Source organism: Oleiphilus sp. HI0117 (genome assembly GCF_001635235.1).
On the sequence record NZ_LWGA01001502.1, the window covers coordinates 1 to 4,648 of the forward strand.

The following is a 4,648-nucleotide window of genomic DNA, read 5'->3' on the forward strand; positions in this document are numbered from 1 at the left end:
CTATTAAGTATAAAGGCTTGGAACTCGATCAAGAACAGATCGACCAACAAATCAAATCAGGAATGGAAGTCACCAAACTTGCTGTCGAGTGGCGCGAGTCACTAACACTATTATTAGGCTCTGATTTAAGTGTGAAGCGCATCAAGTTTGGCGATATGCTACAAGATCAACTTGACGACATGAACGCCGAAGATGCCGCCAGCATGTTTGACGCTGGCTTCACCATTATGACGGCAGAGTTCGACAAACTAATTCCAGAGATCCTGGAAGCATTCGGCGGTGAAGATACCAGCGCCGTGATCGAAGAATCGAACTAACTGTCGGCAACGCTGAGTACATAGAAATAGCGGCAATCAATAGCCGCTATTCAATCTCTTATGTAAAAGCAATAAGCAAAAAAGCACTCTAGACTTGCGAACAAGCCTCTAGAGAATACCCTTTTCAATAACTTCCTGACGAATACCAGACCAGGCACCTTGAATCTTCTTCAAGTGAGAAAGCACCTCTTCCAACATTTCCAGATCGTTTTTGACATTCGCTTCAAACAATCGATGCTCACAGTAGACATAAAGATCAAATAAATTTTGCGCAACCTCCTGCCCCTTATCTAAATCCAGAAAGCTACGCAAACCCGATATAATCTCTATCGACTTGTTAATCAAACGATTCTTGCCTTCAAAGTCACTCGCAGCAATACGCGCCTTAGCCATATTAATGCGCTCAACAGCACCATCAAATAAAAGCTGAATTAATTGGTGACGGTCAACATCGACAACACTTGTCTGCGCATTAACCGACTGATACTGATGTAATGCATTCATATTATTCTCCTACGATTACCGAGGTGTAATTTCCCCAGCTACTTCTCTTATTTTTCACTTGAACTTGAACCTGAAAGCGCATCTAGCTGCGCCTTTATAAAATCCATCGTACTATTTAACTTGGAAACCGCGATATCAGCTGCGGTAAACTGCCTAGCTAAACGCGCAGTAACTGACTCTATTCTTTCATCAAGCGCAGTACGCTGCTCTGCAATCAAGGCTAGCTCTTTAGCCAGCGTATCATTCTTAGTAGTGAGCGAACCTTCAAGCGATACCATATTAGTAATCAAGTCTACTAACTGCTCGCCAACCCCCTCAATATAAGTAACCGTTCCACGGTCGCCCGTAGATGATCCGCCAACAGTAATTCTAATACCTTCAGAGTCATCACCAACAGCAGCGGTTAACACCTGCCCTGACCCTGTCGCCACAGCACCGTTGATAGTACCCTCAACATCGACGCCATCAACGCCCGCAGCAATACTCAGACCAAGCTGAGCTACTGTATTAGTATCAACAGCTGTTATCTCTACCGTAGACGCCGCACCATAAACATTTGAATTAATTACCAACTGGTTAGAGCCGTCTAGACTAACCGTTACTGACTTTCCAGCAGCACTAAGCGTTGAATCTGCATTGATTTTAGATTGAATCTCGGCAGCTAATTGAGTCTGCGTATAGCTACCTGCATCAAGCGTGATTGAACCACTTTCAGTACCATCAATACTAATGGTGAATTCATCATTATTTGCATCAATAGTTGTACTAGCACCTAAACTTACAGCGCCCGATAGCTCTCCTCTTGTCGCAGCAGTCGTTATGTTAATATCATAACTGCCCGGCTTAGTGTTGATACTTGCAGTACCAAAGCTTACTTGAGCATCGCTGGCTCGCCCTTGATCACTGAACAAAGCCGAAACATCATCTGGGTGCGAATCAAGCTGATCACTAAGAGTGTCTTCATTTAGGCTTAGCAAACCAGTTTGATAATCTGTCGTAATACCAATATCTGCCAAACTACGGACATTTGCATTTTCCAAACCACCAACCGTCGAACCCAATACGCGTCGTACCTGATTCATCATACTTCGAGTTGTCGAGTCACCAAGCAAAATGCCCGCTTCAGCCCCACCACTAGGGTCAAACTCACTATTGTCGTTCACCAAAGTCTGTAGAGCATTAAACTTCTCTACAAATTCTGAAACTTTCTCGACCACAGCAGTGTGATCATTTTGAACAGATAAAGCGGCTGGCGAACCATCATTTGTGCCACTCAGGGTCAGGGTTAAACCTGGAATAGCGTCATAAATCTCATTACTTGAGCGCGTGATCGGTACACCATTCAATTTGAATGATGCATCCGCGGCTGGTTGACTCTGTATTAAGTTAGTCGCTCCCGCGGTGTAGGCGAGTCGAGAAAGACCATTTGCATCTGTGTTACTTGCATCACCGGTGTCCGAAACAGAAATATCGATCGTTTTATCCAGACCCGTTTCATCGGCATTGAATACAAGCTTATAGCCAGTTCCCGTGTAAAGAACTGAAGCCGTCATGCCTACATCAGATTCAGAATTGATCGCTGCAGCAATACCATCAAGCGTATTATTACTATTATCGATAGTAACGTTAGTCGTTTTTCCATCAACCACTATCGTTAAAGAGCCTTCACCAATCGCTGTTGTATCGGAGTCATTAAACTCAGTAGAAGTAAGCGTTTGAGAGACTGCTAAAGCGGTAACTTCAAGCGTATGAACTGATGGAGTTGCATCATTGGAGTCTACCACTGCAGAGAATGCAGAGTTCCCAGAAGAAACCGTTTTTGATTCGAATAACTCAGGATTTGCCAGTGTACGCGAAGGTAGGCGAAGATCTGTAATAGCGGACTTTATTTGACCAAAAATTGACAGTTCAGCATTTACGTCAGCTTCTTGACTGTCCAGACGAGCCTCGACCGGAGCACGCTCCGCACTAGCGAGATTCTCTATTAACTCGCTAGTTAGAACACCCGAGCCTATTCCGACTGAAGATACACTGGCCATAACATCCACCTACTCACCTGTAATCACCAAAAGTGCTCTATATCAGATATAGCGCGAAAGCCGATATTTTCTTGCTTTCAATATTTTAGTGATTAACGAATACTAAAGGGTAAACAGCTTAACAGCGTTATTGAACCCTGCCTATAAATAGTATCGGCAGGCAACACGGGAAGTTTAACTCCCGTGTTGTAAAAGAATGTAAACCATTGCCGCTATTTTAGCCAAAAACTACACTTTAGCTTTAAATAAACTTAACGGTTCATCTTGATGCAAGTCTTGAGCCAACTTCAAAGCAACATCATCAGGAATCTGCCTAACTACTTCAGAGGTCTGCTTATCAACCACTGTTATAATCGTTTTCCCTGACTGATCATCGAGATTAAACTGCAAATTTCTTTGCACCGACTGCACATAGTCATTCAACTTTGTTACAGCCTGCTCAACCTTTTCTTGCGCTTGCTCCGCTGGCTTAAGGCTAGGCTTTTCTTCTACACCTTGCGCAACCGGCTTTGCACTCGCACCATCTTTAAAGTCAACAGAAGAACTGCGCTGTGCCTTTTGAGCAGACGATGCAGCAGCCAGCTTAACTGGCTGGCCTACACCACTCATTTTCATGTCGCTCATAATTCACCTCACATATCTTTTTTAACTGCGTAAGCCGACTTTAACTCACGCTAAAGCCGGCAACGTTCATATTACTAAGTACTTATTACTGTAGAAGCGATAGAACCTGCTGAGGTCTAGCATTCGCTTGCGACAATACTGAAATACCTGCCTGCTGAAGAACCTGAGCTCTAGATAGCGCTGCAGTTTCAGTCGCGAAGTCAGCATCTCTGATTCGAGAGTTTGCAGCTGATAGGTTTTCACTGTTTACCGCGTTGTTAGAAATTGTGTTTTCGAATCTGTTTTGAATCGCACCCAATTTCGCTTGCTCTCTTGCAACCTGGTTGATCGCGTTATCAATTGCAGTTATCGCGTCTTCAGCACCTGCTGCGGTACTGATATCGATATCCTTCAGCTGCTGACCATCTTGAGAGCCACCATATGTACCGACCTCAAAGCCTGAGTTGCTAATCGCCGTAGGATCCTGAGTACTAATTTCAATAGGACCACCAGACTCTAACTTAACCGTACCAAAAGTAGTAGCATCCGCAGCACCGAAGTTTGTACCCGAACCAACAACAATATTTCGACCATCTTCAGCCAACAACTCGTACTGGTTGTCGTCAACAATTTTAGCAGTAACACCTGTCTGAGCCGTCTTAGCGTTAATCGCATCAACCGCTAAAGACACCTGCTCAGAGGTCGTGCCAGTCGTACCAGCGGCAAAACTAATAGACACGCCATTGACCGTCGCATTACCAGCAGTATCCGCAGAAACATCAGATGAGGTCACCTGCGTGGTATTCGCAGTCGCAGTCACACCAGTTTGATCTGAAACCAAGTTAATTGCTGATGCAACTGAAATCGCACTCGCATCTTTATTTGCCGTCGACGCATTATCAAAAGAGGAGAATGTAGCACCAACCGCTGTACCATTAATTACCAAGTCACCAGCAGTAAGCGCCGTACCACCCAAGGTATCACTCACAGCAGTTGCTTTTGAACCACTATAAGAACCCACTTCTAAGCCAGCATTCTCAAGCGAAGCACCCGTATTACTAGTAATCTCAATATCACTACCATCTTTAGATACTAAAGTGTAGGAACCAACATACGTGTCAGCCGCTGCAACACCTGCCGCTGCTGCACCCGCACCCGAGATATCAATGTTACGACCGTCTGCAG

General features: G+C 44.6%; 5 protein-coding genes. 1 reads left to right on the forward strand and 4 read right to left on the reverse strand.

Annotated elements, in window-relative coordinates:
• Positions 1 to 317 (forward strand): recombination-associated protein RdgC (gene rdgC / locus A3757_RS24780; RefSeq protein ID WP_197470304.1); only part of this gene is annotated, 317 nt, incomplete at its 5' end.
• A 108-nt stretch (positions 318 to 425) separates the two neighbouring features.
• Here the strand turns inward: rdgC and fliS are convergent.
• The 4 genes from fliS to A3757_RS24800 all read right to left on the reverse strand — a co-directional run.
• Positions 426 to 821, reverse strand: coding sequence for a flagellar export chaperone FliS (fliS, locus tag A3757_RS24785; protein ID WP_068508421.1), 396 nt, complete (start codon positions 819 to 821; stop codon positions 426 to 428).
• Between the two features lie 47 nt (positions 822 to 868).
• Positions 869 to 2,860, reverse strand: a complete 1,992-nt coding sequence (gene fliD, locus A3757_RS24790) for a flagellar filament capping protein FliD (RefSeq protein ID WP_068554818.1) — start codon at positions 2,858 to 2,860, stop codon at positions 869 to 871.
• A 228-nt stretch (positions 2,861 to 3,088) separates the two neighbouring features.
• Positions 3,089 to 3,484, reverse strand: a complete 396-nt coding sequence (locus A3757_RS24795) for a flagellar protein FlaG (protein WP_068554820.1) — start codon at positions 3,482 to 3,484, stop codon at positions 3,089 to 3,091.
• Between the two features lie 85 nt (positions 3,485 to 3,569).
• Positions 3,570 to 4,648, reverse strand: a 1,079-nt coding sequence (locus A3757_RS24800; protein ID WP_255375001.1) for a flagellin, incomplete at its 5' end; no start/stop codon positions are given.

Bases quoted from the DNA above. Each gene is read 5' to 3' on its own strand.
- A3757_RS24795 (WP_068554820.1), bottom strand. From the start codon at position 3,484: ATGAGCGACATGAAAATGAGTGGTGTAGGCCAGCCAGTTAAGCTGGCT.
- fliS (WP_068508421.1), bottom strand. From the start codon at position 821: ATGAATGCATTACATCAGTATCAGTCGGTTAATGCGCAGACAAGTGTT.
- fliD (WP_068554818.1), bottom strand. From the start codon at position 2,860: ATGGCCAGTGTATCTTCAGTCGGAATAGGCTCGGGTGTTCTAACTAGC.